The sequence below is a fragment of the Streptomyces prunicolor genome (assembly GCF_045162825.1).
GTDB lineage: Bacteria > Actinomycetota > Actinomycetes > Streptomycetales > Streptomycetaceae > Streptomyces > Streptomyces prunicolor.
In genome coordinates, this window is record NZ_CP108676.1 from 9,305,932 (window position 1) to 9,327,884 (window position 21,953).

General features: G+C 68.8%; 15 protein-coding genes and 1 pseudogene. 9 read left to right on the forward strand and 7 right to left on the reverse strand.

The window, feature by feature from the left end:
* Positions 1-107 precede the first annotated feature (107 nt).
* From OG588_RS42220 to OG588_RS42230, 3 genes are all read right to left on the reverse strand, one after another.
* The gene (locus OG588_RS42220) at positions 108-2,573 is read right to left on the reverse strand and encodes an MMPL family transporter (protein ID WP_405951857.1); all 2,466 of its coding nucleotides are present in this window, start codon (positions 2,571-2,573) and stop codon (positions 108-110) included.
* Between the two features lie 180 nt (positions 2,574-2,753).
* Positions 2,754-3,734 (reverse strand): NADPH:quinone reductase, encoded by a 981-nt coding sequence (locus OG588_RS42225; RefSeq protein WP_405951858.1) that lies wholly within the window; start codon positions 3,732-3,734, stop codon positions 2,754-2,756.
* Between the two features lie 20 nt (positions 3,735-3,754).
* The gene (locus OG588_RS42230; RefSeq protein WP_405951859.1) at positions 3,755-4,285 is read right to left on the reverse strand and encodes a PadR family transcriptional regulator; all 531 of its coding nucleotides are present in this window, start codon (positions 4,283-4,285) and stop codon (positions 3,755-3,757) included.
* A gap of 292 nt (positions 4,286-4,577) precedes the next feature.
* On the opposite strand from OG588_RS42230, the gene OG588_RS42235 reads away from it, so the two are divergent.
* Complete coding sequence (locus OG588_RS42235) at positions 4,578-6,140, forward strand: carboxylesterase/lipase family protein (protein WP_405951860.1); 1,563 nt, start codon at positions 4,578-4,580, stop codon at positions 6,138-6,140.
* A 321-nt stretch (positions 6,141-6,461) separates the two neighbouring features.
* Entirely contained in the window at positions 6,462-7,460 is a 999-nt protein-coding gene (locus OG588_RS42240) for a LacI family DNA-binding transcriptional regulator (RefSeq protein ID WP_405951861.1), read from the forward strand.
* 78 nt (positions 7,461-7,538) lie between these two features.
* On the opposite strand, the gene OG588_RS42245 is transcribed toward OG588_RS42240, so the two are convergent.
* Entirely contained in the window at positions 7,539-9,806 is a 2,268-nt protein-coding gene (locus tag OG588_RS42245) for a glycosyl hydrolase family 95 catalytic domain-containing protein (RefSeq protein WP_405951862.1), read from the reverse strand.
* 237 nt (positions 9,807-10,043) lie between these two features.
* On the opposite strand from OG588_RS42245, the gene OG588_RS42250 reads away from it, so the two are divergent.
* The 6 genes from OG588_RS42250 (at position 10,044) to OG588_RS42275 (ending at position 17,955) form a co-directional block, all read left to right on the forward strand.
* Positions 10,044-11,078 carry a LacI family DNA-binding transcriptional regulator gene (locus OG588_RS42250; RefSeq protein WP_405951863.1) on the forward strand — a complete coding sequence of 345 codons (1,035 nt, stop codon included), beginning with the start codon at positions 10,044-10,046 and terminating at the stop codon, positions 11,076-11,078.
* Between the two features lie 269 nt (positions 11,079-11,347).
* Positions 11,348-12,631, forward strand: a complete 1,284-nt coding sequence (locus OG588_RS42255) for an ABC transporter substrate-binding protein (RefSeq protein WP_405951864.1) — start codon at positions 11,348-11,350, stop codon at positions 12,629-12,631.
* 14 nt (positions 12,632-12,645) lie between these two features.
* Positions 12,646-13,578, forward strand: a complete 933-nt coding sequence (locus OG588_RS42260) for a carbohydrate ABC transporter permease (RefSeq protein ID WP_405951865.1) — start codon at positions 12,646-12,648, stop codon at positions 13,576-13,578.
* Positions 13,575-14,393, forward strand: coding sequence for a carbohydrate ABC transporter permease (locus OG588_RS42265; RefSeq protein ID WP_266879871.1), 819 nt, complete (start codon positions 13,575-13,577; stop codon positions 14,391-14,393). The genes OG588_RS42260 and OG588_RS42265 overlap by 4 nt, the downstream gene beginning before the upstream one ends.
* Before the next feature lie 233 nt (positions 14,394-14,626).
* Positions 14,627-16,942 (forward strand): beta-glucosidase, encoded by a 2,316-nt coding sequence (locus OG588_RS42270; RefSeq protein WP_405951866.1) that lies wholly within the window; start codon positions 14,627-14,629, stop codon positions 16,940-16,942.
* A 755-nt stretch (positions 16,943-17,697) separates the two neighbouring features.
* Positions 17,698-17,955, forward strand: a complete 258-nt coding sequence (locus OG588_RS42275; protein ID WP_405951867.1) for a hypothetical protein — start codon at positions 17,698-17,700, stop codon at positions 17,953-17,955.
* Positions 17,956-18,403: 448 nt separating this feature from the next.
* Here the strand turns inward: OG588_RS42275 and OG588_RS42280 are convergent, their stop codons facing one another.
* Positions 18,404-18,592, reverse strand: coding sequence for a hypothetical protein (locus tag OG588_RS42280; RefSeq protein ID WP_405951868.1), 189 nt, complete (start codon positions 18,590-18,592; stop codon positions 18,404-18,406).
* A gap of 294 nt (positions 18,593-18,886) precedes the next feature.
* Here OG588_RS42280 and OG588_RS42285 point away from each other — a divergent pair, with 294 nt between their 5' ends.
* Positions 18,887-20,170: an ABC transporter substrate-binding protein gene (locus tag OG588_RS42285; protein WP_405951869.1), complete on the forward strand. Its 1,284-nt coding sequence runs from the start codon at positions 18,887-18,889 to the stop codon at positions 20,168-20,170.
* Positions 20,171-20,371: 201 nt separating this feature from the next.
* Here OG588_RS42285 and OG588_RS42290 read toward each other — a convergent pair.
* Positions 20,372-20,694, reverse strand: a pseudogene (locus OG588_RS42290) (transposase); the annotation flags it as partial.
* A 44-nt stretch (positions 20,695-20,738) separates the two neighbouring features.
* Positions 20,739-21,572, reverse strand: coding sequence for a hypothetical protein (locus OG588_RS42295; protein ID WP_405951870.1), 834 nt, complete (start codon positions 21,570-21,572; stop codon positions 20,739-20,741).
* Positions 21,573-21,953 lie beyond the last annotated feature (381 nt).

Sequence of the window (21,953 nt, forward strand, 5' to 3'; positions counted from 1 at the left end):
GGGCGGGGCTGGGGAATCGGCCGGTGGGAGGTGGCCGATCCGGTCAGTGGTCGAACAGCGGTCGGCGTTGGTCGCTGCTGCGACGCGTCTCCGTCAACTCTTAGCTCTTAGCTCTTGCGGAACAGTTTGTTCCGCAGCCCCCTCGGCGGCGTTGCTTTCGGCTCGGCCGTGTCGGCCGACGGGGCGGCGTCGCCTTCGTTCGCGCGGCGCTGTCCGAGGCCGGGCAGTCCCGGGATCCTTCCACGGTGGTGCCGGGGAAGCGGCGACGTGAAGCCCGTCGTGTCCGAGGCGTCGGTGCCGGAGCCATTGGTGAGGACTGACGGGGCGGCGTGGTGGTCCGAGCCCTGGTGGCCACCCGCGGGTACGCCGGCGAATACGGGTTCGGGCGCGGTGCTCGTCTCCTCGGCGGCCAGGGCCTGGCGGAGCTTCTCACCCTCGACGTCCACGTTGGGCATGACCCGGTCCAGCCACTTGGGCAGGGCCCAGGCGCGGCGCCCGAGGAGGGTCATGACCGCGGGGACGATGGTCATACGGACCACGAAGGCATCGAAGAACACGGCGGAGCCGAGGCCGAGGCCGATGGACTTGATGAGTGCCACGTCGTCGAGGAGGAAGCCGGAGAACACCGAGATCATGATGATCGCCGCCGCGGTGACCACGCGGGCACTGTGCTTGAAGCCCTGGACGATCGCCTGCGTGGGTTCGGCGCCGTGGACGTACTCCTCCCGCATCCGGGTGACGAGGAAGACCTCGTAGTCCATGGCGAGTCCGAAGACCACGCCGATCAGCAGGATGGGCAGGACGCTCACGATGGGCGCGGTTTCCTGGATGCCGAAGAGGCCCTTCAGCCAGCCCCACTGGAAGACGGCGACCACGACACCGAGCGTGGCGCCCACGCTGAGGAGGAAGCCGAGGGCGGCCTTGAGCGGGACCAGGATCGAGCGGAAGACCAGCAGGAGCAGGACCAGCGCCAGGCCGACCACGATCGCCAGGTAGGGGATGAGGGCCTGGCCGAGCTTGCTGGAGACGTCGATGTTGACGGCGGTGGTGCCGGTCACCATCAGGTCGGCACCCGTGTCCTTGTGCAAGGTGCCGCTCTGGGCGCGGATGTCCTTGACCAGGTCCTTGGTGGCCTGGCTGCTCGGCGCACTCTTCGGGATAGCCCCGATCAGGGCCACGTCTCCGGCCTCGTTGAACGCGGCGTCGCGCACCGTGGCCACGTCGGGCAGCTTCTTGATCCGCGCCACCGCGTCCGCGGCGGCTGCCTTCGGGTCCTTGCTGTCACGGGCGTCGACCACCACGGTCAGGGGACCGTTGAAGCCGGGCCCGAAGCCCTTGCTGAGGGTGTCGTAGGCGACGCGCTGGGTGCTGTCGGGGGACTTCATGGAGTCGTCGGGCAGGGCAAGGCGCAGGGACATGGCAGGGATGGTCAGCAGGCCCAGGCCGATCACCGCGACGGCGAGGACCTTGACCGGGTTACGGGTGACGAAGCGCGCCCAGCGCACGCCCGTGGCCTCGCCCTCGCCGCGTTCTTCCAGGGCGTGCATGCGGCGGCTGAGGAGCTTGGCCTTCATGATCCGCGTCCCGGTGAAGCCCAGCATCGCGGGCAGCAGGGTCAGCGCGATGAGCACGGCGACGGCGACCGCGAAGGCGGAGGCCAGGCCCATCGAGGTGAGCATCTTGATGCCGATGACACTCAGACCCGCCAGCGCGATGATCACGGTGAGGCCGGCGAAGACGACGGCGGATCCGGCGGTGCCCAGGGCCCGCCCGGCGGCTTCTTCCGGATCATGGCCGTCGCGGATCTCGTTGCGGTAGCGGGAGACGATGAACAGGGCGTAGTCGATGGCGACTGCCAGACCCAGCATCAGAGCCAGTGTCGAGGCGGCCGAGGCCATGTCCACGAACGAGGTGGCGATGGTGATGCACATGACGGCCACGCCCACGCCGAGGATCGCGGTCAGCAGCGGGAGTCCCGCCGCGATCAGCGAGCCGAAGGTGATCACCAGAACGACCGCGGCGACCGCGAGACCGATCAGTTCGGCAGCCTTGCTGGCCGCCTTGTCCTCGACCGCGTCACCACCCATGCTGACCGTCAGCCCGGCCTTCTCACCCTCCGCTGCGACCTTGTTCAGGACCTCGTGCGCGGCGCTGCCGACGTCGGACTTGGCGACCTTGTAGGACACCTGGGTGTAGGCGATGGAGCCCGACTTGCTGACCAGACCACTGGTGAACGGGTCGGAGACGCTCGCCACCTGCGGCGATGCCTTCAACTCGGCCACCAGCGAGGTGATTTCCGCCTTGTTGGCGGTGGAGGTGAGCTTCTGGCCGGAAGGGGCCTCGAAGACGACCCGGGCGGTGGCGCCGGAGGCGGAGGCCTGCGGGAACTCCTTCTGCAGCAGGTCGATGGCCTTCTGGGACTGCGTGCCGGGCAGCGTGAAGCTGTCCGAGGTGGAGCCGGTGGAACTCATGGCGCCGATGCCTACGGCGGCCAGGACGGCGATCCACAACATCAGGAACAGGCGTCGTCGCCGGAAGGCTAGCCGTCCCAGTCGATAGAGGAAGGTGGCCACGGGGTACTCCCACCAGGAGAAGAGATCATTACGTGAGCAGGGCCTGATCGACCCTTGATCTCAAGCTAGGTGCGGGTTTCCGCGCTTCCTGCCCCCTGTGGCATCGAATCGACAGGCCCCGATTAGTACCGCAGGACTAATGCCCTTCTCCTGACAACGCGGCGACCGGCCGTGCTCCCGTCATCCGGGGACGGTGACCACCACCCTGCCCCGCCCGTCCGCGTCGACCCGTTCGTGGGCCTTGGCGATGTCCTCCAGCGGGTAGCGGTCCGCGACGCCGACGGTGAGGGCGCCGACGGCGGCGGCTGCGGTCAGATCACGCGCGGCCTGTCGCTTCGCCGCGGCGGGGAAGTCGTCACTGCCGAGGAGCCGCAGGGTGACGTTGTTGAACAGCAGGGGCCAGAAGGGGAGTTCGGTACGGTCGGCGTGGGTGCCGTAGGCGGCGATGACGGCGTCGAGCGCGGTGACCGCGTTGTCGAGGTCGGCGTTGGCCGACAGGGACACCTCGACGACGCGGTGGACGCCGCCCGGCGCGTACGAGCGGATCGCTGCCGCCGGGTCGGCCGAATCCAGGGCGACGGCGTGGGAGATTGCGGTCGCGTCGACGTGGGCGAGGTCGTCGCCACGGCGGACGGTGCCGATGACGGTGGCACCGCCCCAGCGGGCGAGCTGGGCGGCCAGGGAGCCGACGCCGCCGAGCACACCGTGGACGAGGACGATCCGGCCGTCGACCGGGCCGTCCGCGAACACGGCGCGGTGAGCGGTGATGCCGGGGATGCCCAGACTCGCGCCGAGCTCGTCGGTGAGGTGGTCGGGGAGACGTACGGCCTGCTGATCCGGTACGACGGTGTACTGGGCGGCGGTGCCGAAGGGCCGGTAGGACTGCGCGCCGTACACCCACACCCGCTCTCCCACGCGGTGGGCGTCGATGCCGTCGCCCACCGCGTCGATGACGCCGGCGGCGTCGCTGTGCGGGACGACCCTCGGATACGGCATCGAGGAGCCCAGCCAGCCGCGCCGCTTCTTGGTGTCGCCGGGATTGACGCCCGAAACGGTCACGCGGACCCGCACCTCGCCGGGGCCGGGGTGGGGGTCGGGCAGTTCACCGACGTGCAGGACATCGGCGGCGGAGCCCTGCCGCTCGTACCAGGACGCGAGCATGGATGTGCCTCCGGTGTCTTTCAGGGGTTCTCAGGCGGTTGTTCGCCCAGGACCTCGCGGAGCCAGGCGCGTTCGGCGCGGCTGGTCGCGCGGGCGGTGAGAAGCAGGCCACGCCGGTAGGGGTCGGCGACCTCCTCGGCGCGCAGGGGCCGGTCACCGTCGTAGAAGAAGCTCACCGGCTCCTCCAGGAAGGCGAGGCGTTGACGCAGTACCGCGTGCTGTTCGGCGATGGCAGGGAGGTGCGAGAGGAAGGACAGCACCGTGTAGAAGCGGGTGAAGTCGGTGATCTCGTGGTCGGCCGGTTTGCGCAGGCGCTCCAGCATGTCGGCGCGGCCGGCCCCGGTCAGGCTGAGCATGTAGCGGCCCGCACCCGCGCGCGGATCGGCCCGCCGTTCCAGCAGGCCCGCCTTCGCGAGGCGGTTGATGGCCGGGTAGAGGGTGCCGTCACTGACCGGCCGGGTATAGCCGGTCAGGTCCGAAACGCGTCGGCGCAGCTCATGACCCGGTAGGGGGCCCTCGGCCAGGAAGCCCAGTATGGCGAGTTCCAGCATGCGGCCATTTTCTCACATGTGCCATCGAATCGATATCTACATCGAATCGATGTCTTGGTCGGCTTTGGCCGTCAGGCTTCGGAAGTCGGCCTGCCTGCGACAGTCTCCACGACGGGTTGGGTTTCGCCCTTGGAGGTGGGGGGCTTCGAGGTGTGAACTCGTCGACAAATGAGTTCGCCTAGTGAAATATGGTTCACCATAATCTGGGGTGGTCGCGTGTCCCGTTCGGTAACCCGTGTGAATCCCGTGCGCGGACCGTCTGCCCGGTGGCCGGTCCTTTGAGGAGTCGTCGATGAGCAGTAGCGAGTTTCCCGAGGCCAGGACGGTGGCGGGCGCGGTTCGCGGTCGTCGCGAGGGGGGCCTGGAGGTGTTCCGGGGTATCCTGTTCGCGCAGCCGCCGGTGGGCGCGGCGCGCTTCGCGGCGCCGCGCCCCGTGGACGGCTGGGACGGTGTGCGGGAGGCGTTCGCGTTCGGTCCGCCGCCTCCGCAGGAGCAGGCGGGTCCTGCGGTCGACGCTCCCGCCGGTCCTCCGGCCGGTGACGACTGGCTGACGGTCAACGTGTGGACGCCCGAGACCGACCCGGCCGCGCGGCGGCCGGTGATGGTGTGGATCTACGGTGGCGCGTACAAGTTCGGCTCCGCCGACGACCCGGCCTATGACGGCAGTCGCCTCGCGCGTGACGGCGAGCTGGTCGTGGTCACCCTCAACTACCGAGTCGGCATCGAGGGGTTCGCCCTGATCGAGGGCGCGCCCGCGAACCGTGGTCTGCTCGACCAGGTCGCCGCCCTGGAGTGGGTGCGCGAGAACATCACCGCCTTCGGGGGCGACCCCGAGCAGGTCACCGTCTTCGGCGAGTCCGCGGGTGCCGGGTCCATCGCCGCCCTGATGGCCATGCCGCGTGCGCGGGGTCTGTTCCGACGGGCCATCACTCAGAGCGTGCCGGGTACCTTCTTCTCCTCCGCGCTGGCCGGTGACATCGCCGAGGTGCTGGCAGGTGGGTTGGGGCTGCGCCCGACGGTCGCCGATCTGTCCGGTGTGGATCCGCGCAAGCTGCCCGAGGCGGGAGCCGAACTGACCGGCCGGATGCGCGGGTACGTGGAGCGCTGGGGGCCGGTCGCTCTGACCCCGACCCCGTTCTCGCCCGTCGTCGACGGCGATGTCCTGCCCACCACGCCGTGGCAGGCCCTCGCGAGCGGCGCCGCGCGGGACGTGGAGCTGATCGCCGGGCACAACAGGGACGAATACCGCCTCTTCCTGATGCTGGGCGGGCTGCTCGGCCAGGTGGACGAGGGGCTGGCCTCGATGGCGTTGGGCCTGTTCGGACCGGGGCCGGGGAGCGAGTCGGCCTACCGCGGCGCGTTTCCGGATGCCTCGGCGGAGTATCTGTTCGAACTGGTGCAGTCGGACTGGTTGTTCCGGATGCCGTCGCTCCACCTGGCGGAGGCGCAGGTGGCCGGCGGCGGCCGGGCCCACGTGTACGAACTCACCTGGGCCGCGCCCGCCAACGGCGGTGCCCTGGGCGCCTGTCACGGGCTCGACGTCCCGTTGACGTTCGGTGTCTACGGCGGTCTCGGCGCCATGCTGACCGGTTCCGTCCCCTCGCCGGAGACCGAGGCGCTCTCCGCCCGCTTCCGCTCCGCGTGGACCGCCTTCGCCGCCACGGGTGACCCGGGCTGGCCCGCGTACGATCCCGAGCGCCGCCTCGTCCAACTCCTCGACACCGAACCGACGGTGACCGCGTACCCGGAGGAGGCCGCGCGTCGCCTCTGGGAACAACACACCTTCGCCGCGCTGCCCCTGACGACGGCGCAACCCCGCCACCTCCGCACCTCAGCTCCATGGCCGGCCGGCTGATCACTGGCCGGCCGTCCCGGCCGTCGCTCACCGTTGCCACCCTCCCGTCGCCGAGCGAGAGGGGAGTGGCCGGCGCGGTACCGGTCCGGGCCTGTACTCAGGCTCACTCGCGGGGACGTGCCACCGGCGCACCGCGTGCTGCTCCCGGACGACGGCGCGTAGAGGTCGCGCGGACAGGTGCGGTCGGGGTCATCCGACGCAGCAGCCTTGTCACCGGGCCTTTCGTCCTGTTGGCTTGCGGCGGAGTTTCGAGTGGCAGCTCAAAGGCGAGGCGTACGAGTGACAGTTCGGGGCGGTGCGCGCGGGGATGCGCAGTACGGTTTGCTGACGAGCATCGCCGGCGAGGCGGGAGTGTCGCTCAGCACCGTGTCGAAGGTCGTGCACCGGCGTGCCGATGTCGGAGCGGCGACGCGAGCCCGGGTCGAGGACCTGCTGGCACGCCACGGGTATGTCCGCCCGGGAGAACCCGATCCCGCGGCGTCGCGTCAGATCATCGCGGTGTTCCGTGACCTGTCGGGGCCGTACACACTGGAAGTCGTCCGCGGGATCGTGGACGCGGCGGACGAACTGGGCCTGGACGTGGTGACCGGGACGACCGGTCACCGTTCGATCTCCCAGTGGCTCGAGGAGTGCGTGGCACTCGACGCGGCGGGCCTGATCATCGTGATCTCCATGCTGGCCGAGGAAGACCAGCGCCGGATCGTCGAGCGGCGGCTTCCCGTGGTGCTGATCGACCCGCTGAGCGCACCGACCCACGACATTCCGAGCATCGGGGTGACGAACTGGAGCGGGGCCAGAGAAGCGGTGCAACACCTGCTGGGCCTCGGGCACACCAGGATCGGCATGGTCGCGGGCCGTTCGCACTCGCTGGCCGGGGCGGCGCGGCTGCACGGCTACCGGGCCGCCCTGGAGGAGGCGGCGATCGCGTACGACCCGGCGATCGTGCGCTCGACCGACTTCGACTTCGAAGAAGGGCTGCTCGCCAGCCTGCAGATCCTGCGCTCCGCGAATCCGCCCACCGCCGTCTTCGCGGCAAGTGACGCCCAGGCGCTCGGCGTTCTGGAAGCGGCCCGTCAACACGGACTCAGCGTTCCCGAGGACCTCGCGGTCATGTCCTTCGACGACACCCTCGTGGCGGCCATGGCCTGTCCGCCACTGAGTGCCGTGCGCCAACCGTTCGAGGAGCTGGGCGCCGAGGCCACCAGGGTGCTCGTGCAACTGGCGGAGGGCCGACCGCCCGCGTCGTCCCGGATCGAGTTGGCGACGGAGCTCGTGCTGCGCACCTCGACGTCGGTGCGCAGGCGAGTCGACACGCAGTGAGCGATTGCCGGGCGCCCACCTCGCACCGTTTCGGTTGCCCCGAGGGCGGGCGTCCCGCGGCTGCCCGCCCCTGACGCCTCAGGCGAGCGGGACGGTCACCGTGGTGGGGACGTTCGGCAGCAGATGTACGGTCTGCCGCCGGTCCGAGCCGTCCCGGCACACGAGGACGATGTCCCGCTCGACTGGGGACGTGAGCACCACCTTCGCGAGGCCCTCGGACACATCCCATGTCAGCTCGTCGACGCCGACCCCGGCGCGCGTGGCGAGGCCGCGCAGGCTGCCGGACCGCCACTCCGGGGGCCGGGCCGGCAGGAGTTCCACGATCCCGGGCCGGGAGTCGAGCAGCATCTCCACGACCACGGCCGGCAGACAGTGGGCGGCGTCCGCGTTGTAGATCTCCAGATCGGGGTTGTGCGAGGTCATCAGCGACCGGAAGACCATGTTGTGGCCCACGATCTTGAGGACGTTCTCCTTCGCCGTCCCGCTGTCCTTCAGGCGTGCGGCGACCAGGGCGCGGTGCAGGCTGCCGTGCGCGGAGAGGTTCTCGTCACCCCGTCGCAGCAGGGCTTCGCGGGCGGCAGCGGCCAGGCCGGGAGTGTCGTCCGGGGTGATGTCGTGCAGCGGCCACACCGGGTAGAGGTGGCTGATGTGCCGGTGCGCGTCGGCGGTCTCCAGTCCCGGCCACGCCCACTCGGCGAGCGCCCCCTGCCCGTCGACGCGGTAGGGCGGCAGCCGCTCCGCCAGCGCGCGCCAGCGGCCGACCGCGGACTGCTCGATGCCGAGGCGGGTGCAGACGTCGGCGGCGGTGGTGAGGGCGTGCCGGGCCGCGGCCAGGTCCATGGTGGCGTTCACCCCGGACATGCCCCGCCCGTCGCGAGGGCCGACCTCGGGGGAGTAGGAGGGGACCAGGACGACGTGTCCTTCGTCATCCTCGCGGGTGAGGAAGTCCTCGAAGAAGACGGCGGCCTCGACGAGCCAGGGGGCGAGGGTGCGGGCGAGGAAGCCGTCGTCGCCGGTCGCCTGCCAGTACTCGTACAGCGGGAACAGCAGCCAGTCCGCGCCCGCCAGCCACATGGTCCAGGGCCAGTCGTCGTCCAAGTGGAAGAGCAGCCCGTGTTCGCCGTCCGTCCGGCTGGGGGCCAGGATCCCGCGGGTGCCGTAGATCGTGCGGGCGTTGGTGCGCCAGTCGTCGATCTGACCGTCGATCAAGTCGGCGTACGGCGCGATGAGTTCGGGCATGCCGGTGAGGACCGCCCCGGCCATCTGGAGGTTGATGTTGGCGTCGGTGGTGTAGTCGCCGGACCAGGCGGCGCCCCACTCGCCGAGCCACAGGCCGGTCAGCCGGGGCGGCAGGACCCCGCTGGAGCTGAGCAGCAGGTAGCGGCCGGAGTGGAACAGCGCCTCGATCAGCGCGCCGTCCAGCGTCTTCGTGTCGGCGCGGGCGATCAGCTCGCTCACGGGGAGGCCGCGGTCGCTGTCGGGCACACCCAGGTCGAGTTCGGCGCGGCCGTAGAGTTCGCCGTGGACGGGCGCATGCCGGGAGAGCAACTCGTCGTATTCGGAGGGCAGTTCGGCCAGGACCGCGCGGAGCGCGTCGATACGGGGGAGGGGCGCCGACCGGTCCATCCGGGTCAGCAGAACGACACGCGTCGCTCCTTCGACATGGACCGTGTCCCCGTCCGCCGCGACCCGGCCGCCCGTGACGACGGCCCGGGTCACGCCGGTGAAACCCGCCGCGCCGGGACCGGGCGGATACTCGCCCACGACGGAGAGTGACGCCTCGCCGTCCCCGGTGACTTCGGCGGACGTCGTGAAAGTGACCTCGGCGGGGCGGCCGGACAGCTCTCCGGACAGCCGTAGGGCCAGGTCGAGCCGCGGACCGGTGATCTCGACGACCGCGACGGCGTCGGTGCGCGACACGAACGCACGCCGGCTCCACTCCCGTTGCCCGTCGGACCAGGTGACCCGTACCTCGCCCGTGGCGAAGTCGGTGACCCGGCGGTAGTGCTCGACAGGGCTGTCCCCGGCGGTCGTGTCCACATGAAGGATGTGCCCGGGGTGGAAGGACTGTGTCCAGGCCATCGCCCTGCCGTCGGAGAACTCGCGCTGTGCCCGCTCCCGTTCCCCGGCGAGGGCCAGGTCGCGAACCTGTTCAAGACGGTCGGCGACGGCCGGCGGCCGCATCCCGAGGGACTCGTTGGGGAGCACGTAACGGTGGTGGTTGTGGACGATCCGCTCCCGGTGGGGATGCCCGAACACCATGATTCCGTACTCGCCGTTGCCGGAGAGGAAAGCGTCCTCCCAGCGGTCGGCGGGCTGTGTGTCGTGGATGCTGTGCACCGGCATTCCCGGCCTCCCGGACGTAACGTGCCTGCGCGGCTCGAACAGGCTGCGGGGGAGCCTACAAGAGGCGGCCGATCGGGTCGCGAAAGACTTTCGCAGTCCTTGAGTTCCCGCGTTTCCGCAGGTGTGCGCGGCTTTCGGCACTCTTTCCCGGCCTGCCGTGATCGAACCGGCGTGTACGTTCGCTCAGCACGCACTCAGATCAAGCCAACGGACGGGGTCGGGGAGGTCCACACCGCTGTGACGGGCCCGACCAGCTCCCGCCGGAACGCCCAGTACGGGCTTCTCGCCTCGATAGCCGACGAGGTCGGCGTCTCGCCGGCGACCGTGTCCAAGGTCGTCCACCGGCGGCGCGACGTGTCCCAGGCGACACGCGCACGCATCGAGGCGCTGCTGGCCGAACGTGGGTTTGTCCGCACGTGGGAGGCCGAAGCCCGTCGGCGACGGCAGATCCTCGCGGTGTTCCGCGACCTGGCGGGACCGTACACCCTGGAAGTGGTCCGCGGCATCGTGGAGTCGGCGGCCGAGATCGGTGTCCACACGACCGTCGGAACGACGAGTCGGCGCTCCATCGCACAGTGGTTGGAGGAGTCTCAGAGGCTGGACGCCCTCGGGGTCGTCATCGTCATCTCCACCCTCGTCGAGCGGGACGAGCGCCGGATCCTGGAGCAGCGGATTCCGGTGGTGCTCGTCGATCCCCTGAACGCGCCGTCCGCGGACATCCCCAGCGTCGGGGTGGCGAACTGGCACGGCGCGACGACCGCTGTCCAGCACCTGATCGACCTCGGGCACCGTCGCATCGGCATGCTGGCCGGCCGGTCGCACTCGCTGGCCGGGTCCGCGCGCCTGCACGGCTACCGGGCCGCCCTGACGGAGGCCGGGATCCCTTACGACGCCATGCTCGTGCGCTCGACGGACTTCGACTACGGCGAGGCGCTGCGCGCCGCCCGCAGTGTGCTGGAGCGGGGCGAGAGACCGACCGCGCTCTTCGCCGCCAGTGACGTCCAGGCGCTCGGCGCGATGGAAGCCGCCCGGCAACTGGGCATCGCCGTACCGCGCGGGCTGTCGGTGATGTCGTTCGACGACACCCTCGTGGCCGCCATGGCCTCGCCGCCGCTGAGTGCGGTGAGGCAGCCGTTCAGGGAACTGGGCCAGGAGGCCACGCGTGTCCTGCTGAACCTCGCCGACGGCAGACCGCCCGCGACGACGCGCAGGGAACTCGCGACGGAACTGGTCGTGCGCGTGTCCACGGCGCCGCCCGAAACCGGGAAATAGGGACGAACCCGAGCCGGTTCCGCAAGCCCTCGGGCAGCGAAAGTCTTTCGGAAGTGATTTCGCTCCGATATTGCCGCGGCCGAATTGCGCCGCTTAACGTGACCGACGCCAGCTCAACCGCAGGAGCAACGGAACCGCAACACTTGCGCAACAGCGCCTGACGGTCATGGCCATCGACCCAGATCCCTCAGTGCGGGCAGGCCCGGGACGGCCTGCCGGGTGCAGCGCACCCGCGAAGGGGATCCTGCCGACTCGAAAGGTGTTCAACGATGAACAGTGTGTCCCGGAGATGGTTCCTCACCGCTACGGCGGCGACCACGCTGAGCGTCACCGTGGCCGGCTGCGGTTCGTCCGGCAGCTCCACGTCCTCGCCCACGGGCAACGTCGACTTCTGGACGCTCCAGGACCCGACCAACTCGGTCCAGAAGGCGGCGGTGGACACCTTCAACTCCGCCGGCAAGGGCAAGGTCAGCATGACCGTCATCGCCACCGACGGGTACAAGGACAAGCTGCGGACCGCGATGGGCTCGGCGAAGATGCCCGGGGTGTTCTTCAGCTGGGGCGGCGGCAGCCTGAACGACTACGTCACGGCCGGGAAGCTGGTCACGCTGGACACGGCCCTGGAGTCGCACTTCCTGCCGTCCGCCCTGGCCGCGGGCAAGGTCGGCGGCAAGCTGGTCGCCATCCCCTGCCGGGGCACCCAGCCGGTGTTCCTCTTCTACAACAAGAAGCTCTTCGCCGACGCGGGCGTTCAGCCGCCGACGACCTACGCCGAGCTGCAGAACCTGGTCAAGGTCTTCAAGGGCAAGGGGATCACTCCCTTCGCGCTCGCCGGCAACGCCAGCTCCTCGTGGACCGAGCTGATGTGGATCGAGTACCTCGTCGACCGCCTCGCGGGGCCGAAGCTGTTCGACAAGATCCAGGGCGGCGACTGGTCGCAGTGGAAGGACCCCGCCATCCTCAAGACCGCGCAGATGATCAAGGAACTGGTGGACAGCGGCGCGTTCGGCAAGAAGTTCGGGTCGGTCAACTACGGCGCCGGCGGCACCTCCACGCTGCTCAACAAGGGCAAGACGGCGATGGTGCTGATGGGCTCGTGGGAGTACGCGACCCAGCTGGCCGAGGCCCCCGACTTCGCGAAGAACGGCCTGGGATACGTGGCCTTCCCCTCTGTGGAGGGGGGCAAGGGCGATGCCGCCAACGTGGTCGGCAACCCCACGAACTACCTTTCGGTGACCACCTCCGCCGCCAAGCAGACCGCGACGGACTTCCTGCAGACCACCTACAGCGACAGCTATGTGCAGGGGCTGGTCGAGAAGGGTGAGGTGCCGGTCACCTCCAACGCCGCGCAGTACCTCACCAAGGCGGCCGACCCGGCGTACGCCAAGTTCCAGTACGACCTGGTGCAGAAGGCACCCTCCTTCACCCAGTCATGGGACCAGGCGCTCGGCCTCACCCTCGGCACGCCGCTGCTGACCGAGATCCAGAAGCTGTTCAACGGGCAGAGTTCGCCGGAGCAGTTCGTCAGCGCGGTTCTGGCGATCAAGAAGTAGGAAGGCGCGTCCACGTGGTCTCCGCAACGACTTCGCGTCCCGTGCACCAGCAACGGGTTCGTGACCGGGCCGCTCCGCCCACCCTGGAGCGGCCCGGCGTGGCCTGGGCGGTTCCCGGGCTGCTGTTCTTCCTCGTCTTCGCCGTCGCGCCGATGGTGGGCGTGCTGTACCTCTCCTTCACACACTGGGACGGCCTGAACGCACCGCAGTTCACCGGCACGGAGAACTGGTCGCGGTTCTTCGGCGACAGCCAGGTCTGGCAGTCCACCTCGGTCACGGGGGTCCTGCTGATCGGGAACATCGTGGTGCAGGCGCCGGTCAGCATCCTGCTGGGCGTCTGGGCGGCCGGTCCCCAGCGCAACCGGGCGATCCTGTCGGCGCTGTTCTTCCTGCCGCTGCTGCTGTCCACGGCGGCAACGGCCGTCATGTGGCGCCAGCTGCTGGACCCGAACTTCGGTCTGCCGTCCAAGTTCGAATGGCTCTTCGGTTCCGATCCGATGGGCACCCAGCAGGGCGCGATCGCCTGCCTGGTCCTCGTGACCACCTGGCAGTTCGTCCCCTTCCACAGCCTGCTCTACCAGGGCGCCGCCCGGGCCATCCCGCACACGCTCTACCAGGCTGCCTCGATCGACGGCGCGGGACGGGTCCGGCAGTTCGTCCACATCACCCTGCCGCAACTGCGCAACACGATGATCACGTCGACCATCTTCATGGTCGTCGGCGGCCTCACGGCCTTCGACATCGTCCTGCTGCTGACCAACGGCGGCCCCGGCACCGACACGGCGATCCTGCCGTTCTCCATGTACCAGACGGCCTTCCGGACATACGACTACGGCTACGCGAGCGCCATCGCCAGCTTCCTGCTGCTGCTCGCCACCGCCGCCTCCGTCCTCCTCACGAAGCTCAGCGGGTACGACAAGATGACGAGCACGATGGAGGGCCTGTGAGGACGCGCCCGAACTACCTCGCCGGCGCCGCCGCCCTCGTCTGGCTGCTGATCATCGGCGTTCCGCTGTACGCGCTGGTGAACACGGCGGTACAGCCCCAGACGACGTACACCGACAAGGGTCCCGTCTCGATCCCCGACACCGTGACCCTGGACAACTTCCGCACGGTTTTGGACAGCGGCTTCCTGCAGTACATCTGGAACACCGTCGTCGTCGCGGTGGCCACGGTCGCCATCGTGCTGGCGCTCGCGGTCCCGATCAGCTACGCCGTGGTGCGCGGGCGGGGCTGGCTGACCAAGGGCGTGTTCCGCCTGTTCCTGCTGGGCCTGGCGATCCCCTCGCAGGCGGTGATCATCCCGCTCTTCCTGATCATCAACAACCTCGGCTTCTACGACACCCTGTGGGGCATCATCCTGCCCACCGCGGCGTTCGCGCTGCCGGTGAGCGTGCTGGTCCTCAGCGGCGGGATGCGGGACATCTCCAACGAGCTGTACGAGGCCATGGCACTGGACGGCGCGAGCCCGGCCCGGACCCTGCTGACGCTGGTCGTCCCGATGTCGAAGTCGGCCATCGCGACCACGTGCGTCTTCACGGCCCTCCAGGCGTGGAACGGCTTCCTGTTCCCGCTGATCATGACCCAGTCGAACGACAACAAGGTGGTGACGCTGGGCCTGTACAACTTCGTCTCCGAGTACGGGTCGAACGTGCCGGCCCTGCTGGCCGCGGTGTTGATGTCCGCGGTCCCCATCCTCGTCGTCTACCTCTTCGCCCGCCGCGCCCTCGTCGCGGGTCTGATGGGAGCCGGCGGCAAGTAACGGTGCCGCGTCCCGCCGGATTCGCCGAAGCGGGACGCCACCCCGTTTCGGGGCCCGGACGCCGAAAGGCGCCGACACCTCCGTGTGACGCGGTCCGGCGTGTCTGCCTCCCCATGACCGCCGGACCGGCGTCCGGGCCCCCTCCCTTCCCGGTCGGCGGTGCTTCCTCGACGACCTCTTGGACCACTCGCGCGCTCTCGCGCACCCCCCCCCGCAACAGAACGGATGAGACCTTGACGATCAGCGACGAGCGCCCGACGACCGGGCTGTGGAACGATCCCGCCCTGCCGGCGTCCGTTCGCGCGCGGGCCCTCCTCGACACCATGACCAGGGCCGAGAAGGTCGCACAGCTCGGCAGCACCTGGCCCGGCCACGACGAGTCCGGAGACGTGGCTCCGATGCAGGACACCTTCCGCGGCGCCGAGAGCTTCGACGAAGCGATCGTCGACGGTCTCGGTCATCTGACCCGGGTGTTCGGTACGGCGCCGGTCGATCCGGAGGCGGGCCGCAAGCGCCTCGCGGAGTTCCAGGAGCGGGTGACGGCGGCGAACCGCTTCGGCATCCCGGCCATCGCGCACGAGGAGTGCCTCACCGGTTTCACCGCCTGGCAGGCCACGGTCTATCCCACGCCGCTCGCCTGGGCGGCCACCTTCAACCCCGCCCTCGTCCACCGTATGGCCGCGGCCATCGGCTCGGACATGGCTGCCGTCGGCATCCACCAGGGACTGTCACCCGTCGTGGACGTCGTACGCGACTACCGCTGGGGCCGAGTGGAGGAGACCCTCGGCGAGGACCCCTACCTCGTTTCGGAACTCGGCCTGTCCTACGTGCAGGGGCTGCAGTCGGCCGGCGTCGTCGCCACGCTGAAGCACTTCGCCGGCTACTCCGCCTCCAGGGCCGCCCGCAACCACGCCCCCGCCGCCGTCGGTCCCCGCGAACTCGCCGACCTGATCCTCGTGCCGTTCGAGAAGGCCGTGGTGAAGGGCCGGGTCGGCTCGGTCATGAACGCCTACAACGACATAGACGGCGTGCCCTGTGGCGCCAGCGAGGAACTCCTGACCCGGCTGCTGCGCGAGAGCTGGGGATTCGAGGGCACGGTGGTGTCCGACTACTGGGCGATCGCGTTCCTCGCCTCCCTGCACCACGTGGCGGCCGACATCCCGGGCGCGGCACGTGCCGCGCTCCGGGCCGGGATCGACGTCGAACTGCCCCACACCACCGCATACGGGGAGCCGCTCCTGGACGACGGCATATCGGCGGAACTCGTCGACCGCGCCGTACTGCGGGTCCTGACGCAGAAGGCCGAACTCGGCCTGCTCGATCCCGACTGGAAGCCCGGGCAGTACACCGACCCCGCGGACTTCGACTCGGCCCGAAACCGCTCCGTCGCCCGCGAGTTGGCGGAGGAGTCCGTCGTCCTGCTCGACAACTCCTCGGACCTGCTGCCGCTCGCCGGCGCGCGCTCCGTCGCCGTCATCGGTCCCACGGCCGACGACGTCCGGTGCCTGTTCGGCTGCTACTCGTTCCCCAACCACGTACTGCCCCACCACCCCGACACCCCCCTGGGCGTCGGGGCGCCCACGGTGCTCGACGCCTTCCGGCGCGAGTTCCCCGACGCCGAGATCCGCCACGAGACCGGTTGCCAGGTCATCGGGGACGACCGCAGTGGCATCGCCGCCGCGGTGGCTGCCGCCGCCGCGGCCGACGTGACGGTCCTCGTCGTCGGTGACCGCTCCGGGATGTTCGGACACGGTTCCTCCGGCGAGGGCTGCGACGTCAGCGTGCTGACACTCCCCGGAGTCCAGGACGAACTGGTGAAGGCCGTCCTCGACGCCGCGAACCAAGCCGTCCTCGTCGTCCTCTCGGGCCGTCCGTACGCCATCGGCCGGCACGCCCGGCGGGCTGGCGCCACCGTCCAGGCGTTCTTCCCCGGCGAGGAAGGGGCGGCGGCCATCGCCGGCGTCCTCTCGGGCCGGATCAACCCCTCCGGGCGCCTTCCGGTCCAGATCCCGGGCGACGAGGCGGGCCAACCGGGCACCTACCTGGCACCTCCGCTCGCCCTCAAGAGCGACGGCGTGAGCAACATCGACCCCACACCCGCGTTCCCGTTCGGGCACGGCCTGTCGTACACGACCTTCGAGATCGAGAGCGCGTCCGTCGACGAAGCCGTCGTGTCCGTCGACGCGACGATCACGTTGCGGGCCAGCGTCTCCAACACCGGTGAGCGCGCGGGCACTTGCGTGCCCCAGCTCTACCTCACCGACCCGGTCGCCTCGGTCACCCGCCCGGTCCGCCAGCTCATCGCGTTCACCCGCGTCGACCTCGCCGCCGGTGAGACCCGTGTCGTCGAGTTCGAGGTCCACACGGACATGGCCGGCTTCACCGGGAGAGACCTTCGGCGACGCGTCGAACCCGGCGACCTCACGCTCACCGTCGCCCGGTCGGCGGGCGACCGCGGCATTCCCGTCCAGGTGACCCTGCAAGGAGACGAGCGCATTGTCGACAGCACCCGCACCATGACCACGCCCGTCAGGGTGCTCCCGGGCTGACCGCCGCGACCGAGGTCTAAGGGAAGCCGGATCCGGACGCCGCGCAGAGCCGGCTCGAAGCGGAATCCGGCGCGGCGCAGGACCTCGTCGGCGAACGCGTCGACGGGGCCGGTGACTTCGACCTCGCCGCCATGTCCGCGCAGGATCCGGATCGGCTCGGTGTCGGGTGTCACCGTGACCGCCCGACGCCGGGCAGGTGACCGGCGGGCGCGTCCGCAGGTGGGTTCGGCCGTACAACGGTGCAGAGGCGGCGGGAGTCGGGCCGCTCTGGGGTGAGGAGCGGGCGGCTGCTCGGGCGAGACGGCTACGCCGTTCGTACTTCCTCTGGTTCCGGAGCGGGTGGGGCGGAGCAGGGGGGCTCAAGGGCGGCGTCGGCGTGGATGCGGTAGCCGAGACGGCGCAGGTCGTGGACGGCTTGGCGGGTGCGGCACTGTCCGTCGCGTTCCGGCTCGGTGAGCCGGTACCGGCCCGAGGCGCCGGGGAGCGGCTCGAACTGCTCGCGGGTGAGGAACGAGTCGGCCAGGTGGGGGGGGAATCCGCGGGCCGGCTTCGGCGACGTAGCCGTGCTCCGGATGGGCAGTGAAGCGGAAGTGGTCGGACAGCGAGAGGGCCTTTCTGCTGGTCAGCGGCGCACGGACGGAGAGAGCGGCGGCAGGACGGGCCGCGCGGCGGGAGCAGGAGCAGGTGCCACGTCACCCGCCGCGGTGGGACCGCCGGGTCGGCGGGGCGGGCTGTCGGGATCACACAGGGCCCAGGTGGCCCGGCCAGCCGGCGTCAGCCGCTACTGGTACGGCGGTCTGGAGGCTGGGCGCCCCGGCAACTACAGCGACGCGGTTCTTCACGCCGTGCGGCGGGTCCTCGATCTGAGGGACGAGGAATGGGAGATCGTGTACCGCGTCGCCCGCGGTCATGCCCCCGCAGCCGCCCCCGCGAGTCAACTCGGCCCGCTGCTCCCCGACGCGTTCCGTGCGCTTCGTCGAGGAGAGCCGTACCTGGGCGGTCTACCTCAATGATCGCCGTTGGGATGTCCTGGCCTACAACGCCAAACCGTGGAGTACATCCCGTGGATGCGGTACGGCCTCAACGTCATGGAATGGGCTCTCACCTGGCCTGAGGCGCGCACGCAACTCGTTGATGGGGAAGAGGAGTGGGCCATGCCCATGCTGGCCCAGCTGCGCGTGCCCGCCGCACAGTGGTGCACCGACGAACGTCTGCGGGCCGTGTCTGACGAACTCCCCTCGTGCCGCCTCATGGTTGTCCCGCCCGCCGAGGCTGTAGCGAGTAACTGGAGATCTTCAAAGGCTGGGGTTACGGCGGTTGGAAGGCGAGCTAGGTCTTGGCCATGAGGCCCTAGATGAGACCAGGTCGGTACTGCATCCGTTTCAGCCGCGTCCTCACCAACGCGGTGAGCTGGTCCAGACCGTGTTTGGTGAGGCTGGCCAGCGACCGCTTCAGGTGCGATCACACGCCCTCGACGGGGTTGAGTTCGGATGCGTACGGCGGCAGCTGGTAGACGGTCAGCCACAACCGGGCGGCGATCAGGTCCTGCATGGCGCGGCTGACGTCCGTGTTCAAGGGGCCGCGTTCGAGGTGGATGCGGTAGGTCAGGCGTGGCCGGTGTCCGGCCCTGGACAGTGCGGCCCACACCAACCGTCACGACCTGACGTAACCCGCACCGTTAAAGATCTCTAGCCTGAATTCCGCAAATCGTCAAATTGCGAAAACCTTTCGCGATCGACACGCTCCGACTGTTGCCGCAGCTAAATACCGATGTTTAGCCTGGAGTTGGCCGCATTGGCCCCGGCTGCGATGACGTGGGCGGTTCGCGAGTCCCCCGGCAAGTCGAGTCGTCGCCCTCGCCTACAGCAATACCCGGCAGGTCCTGAAGGGCCTGCCGGGTGAAGAGCGTCCCCACACGGATGCTGTCGACTCGGAAGGTGTTCAATGAACAGAGGCTCCCGAAGATGGTTCCTCACCGCCGCTGCTGCCGCGACTGGCGGTCTCTCCGTGGCTGGTTGCGGTTCGTTCGCCAGCGATGTGTCCAACGGAATTGGATCCACGGATTTCTGGACGCTACAGGATCCTACGAACTCGGTCCAACAGACGGCAGTGGATGCATTCAACTCTGCTGGCCATGGCAAGATATCGATGTCCGTGATCGCCGCAAACAAGTACAAGGAAAAGCTGCGGAGGGCCATGGGATCTTCCAAGATGCCGGGATTGTTTTTCAGTTGGGGTGGCGGCGACCTTGCCTACTACGATAAGGCCGGGCAGCTGAAAGGGCTTGATAATTTTTTGGAAATCTACTTCCTGTCTTCTGCGCTCGAAGCTGGAAAGGTCGGTGACAAGCTCATTGGACTGCCTTGCCGCGGCGCTCAGCCAGTTTTTCTCTTCTACAACAAGAAGGTCTTCGCTGATGCGGATGTGGAACCGCCGAAGACCTACGCCAATCTGACGGACTTGGTGACGATATTCAAGGGAAAGGGAGTAACGCCCATTGCGCTCGCGGGTAGTTCCAGCTTCTTGTGGACCGAGCTGATGTGGGTGGAGTACCTCGTTGAACGCCTGGCGAGGCCCTGGTTCTTCCAAGATATCCAGGGCGGCCAGTGGTGGCTGTGGAGCGACCCCGCGGTTCTCAAGGCTGCGCAGATGATTCGGGACTTGGTGGACAGCGGAGCGTTCGGAAAAAATTTCAGCTCGATCAATTATGGCGCCGGCGGCACCTCCACCATGCTGTCGAAGGGTGAGGCGGCGATGGTCCTCATGGGTTCGTGGGAATACGCTGTCCAGCAGGGCCAGGATCCGGACTTCACCAAGAACGATCTCGGTTATGTTCCCTTCCCCACGGTCGAGGGCGGAAAAGGGGACCCGAACAATATCGTCGGAAACCCCACCAATTACATCTCCGTGACCATGAGTGCACCGGAGGAAACTGCCGCAGCGTTCCTCAAGACCACCTACAGCGACAGCTACGTCGAGGGACTGATAAAGAAAGGCGAAGTGCCAGTCACGACCAACGCCGAGAAAATGTTGGCCAAATCTCCTGACCCGGCGTACGCAAGATTCCAGTATGATCTTGTTCAGAACGCAACGACCTTCACGCAGTCCTGGGATCAAGCGCTCGACCTCAGGCTGGGGACCCCGATTCTCGCCGAAGTTCAGAAGTTGTTCAGCGGGCAGAGCACACCCAAGCAGTTTGTCCGTGGAGTTCTAAATCTAAAGAAATAGGCATGCGTTTCCCCTTGGTGTTACCGTCGAACTTCTGTATTTTTCATGGTCAACGGACTGGCGGTGAACCTCTTTCATCCTGTGCTGTGGAGGTGAAATGGGCTGGTCAGGGGGGTGGTATGGCGAATTCCCTCGTCGGTGGTGCAGTGATCGCACTGAGCCTCTTTCATCCTCTGTATCCGCGGATTACCGAGCTTGAACTCACGGAGTCGTTGGGGTGAGGGAGAGTCCGGTTCCGGCGAGGCATCCGTCGATGAGGTGCGGGCGGTACTGGATCTCCCTCATCCCCTGTCGGACGGTCTGGATGAGGTGCTCGGGGGTGGTGAAGGCGGTGTTGGACAGCCAGCCTCGCCGCCGCAGCGACCAGATGCCTTCTACCGGGTTGAGATCGGGTTGAGATCGAGTGCGTAGGAGGGCAGCTGGTAGACGGTCAGCCGGTCCTGACGAACGATGAACTGCCGTATGCCGTAGGCGAGATGGACGTTCAAGTTGTCCCGGACGAGCACGATCGGATCGCCGAGCTGGGTGGCGCTGCCGAGGCCGTGGTGGGCGAAGGCGTCGTGGCTCATCAGCCGGCCGAGAACGGTGGAGTCGAGGTCGGCCGTTGTGGCCGTCTCAGGGGTGGGCCAATCCTCAAGTGCCGGTCCGGGGGGTACTGAGTGGTCCGGAAACGAGACAGCGGCACGTTGAAGTACCAGGTGGAGCCCTCGCGGCCATGACCGACTCGCAACCGGCGCAGCCAGCCTTGTGGCTTGAGGACACTTTCGTGGACGGCTCGCAATGTCGTGCGGGAGATGCCGGCTTCTTCGGCGGTCTGCCGTTCGCTGGCGTGGTGCAGGAGGCCGCCCGCGGTCTCGGCGAAGTTCAGGTGCGCCCGCAGCACCCGCAGGGCAGTGCGTCCCCGCTCCCCGCGCCAGGGCGTCGTCTCGATACGGTCGCGCAGTGCGGCGAGAACCTCGTACGCGTCGTGCCGGGAGTCCAGCGCCCGGGTGGTGCTGACCGCTTCCGAGGCGCTGGCCCACACCCGGCGGATGTAGTCCAGAGCACGCGACTGCCCGGAGCGCAGAGCGATGTGCCGGGCGTGCCTGCCGCCCTCATGATCCGGGTGCAGCAGGAGCCGCGTCAGATGGTCGACGGTGCCGCCGAGACGGGCCACGTGGCAGGCGGCGATGGCCGCGGTGATCCGGTGCCCGTGCTCGGCAGCGCCCTGGCGATCGGTGCGCAGGACCAGGCTTCGGCCGTCTGAGGCGAGCCTGCTGTAACTGCCGGTGGCGTAGCGGCCGGTGAGGTCTCCGAGGAGGACGAGATCGGCTGCCGCCGAAGGCGGGTGAGAGAGGCCCGATGGGGCGGACGGGTGGGAGTGCCGCTGCTGGGGGTTCGTGTGGTGGGTGTTGTGGGGCACGGTGGGGTCGTCTCGCAAAGACGTGGGCTCCACCCAGGCCCGCTAAAACCACGGGTGGTGACCGGGACCGACCTCCAATCGGTGCCAGTGAATGCCTCCACGATTGCCGTCCTGGGGGGGGTATTGGTATGCCTGGCCACGAGCGGAGGCTGGCGTCCCCATCGCAGCTCGACCGAGGTCGAGTCAGAGCACCGCCAGAGCCGCACACCCGTGATCCGCATCGGCCAACTCAAGCTCCTCAGAGGCTAGTTGCAGAGGTCGCTGCCTCTGACTGCCTCTGAGGCCCGGGTCGAACCGGGGTCGAATCAGAGCGATTTCCTCTGACTGCCTCCGCTCGCCACTGCGACCCGTCCTGGCAGGTCACAGCCTCATCGCCCCCAC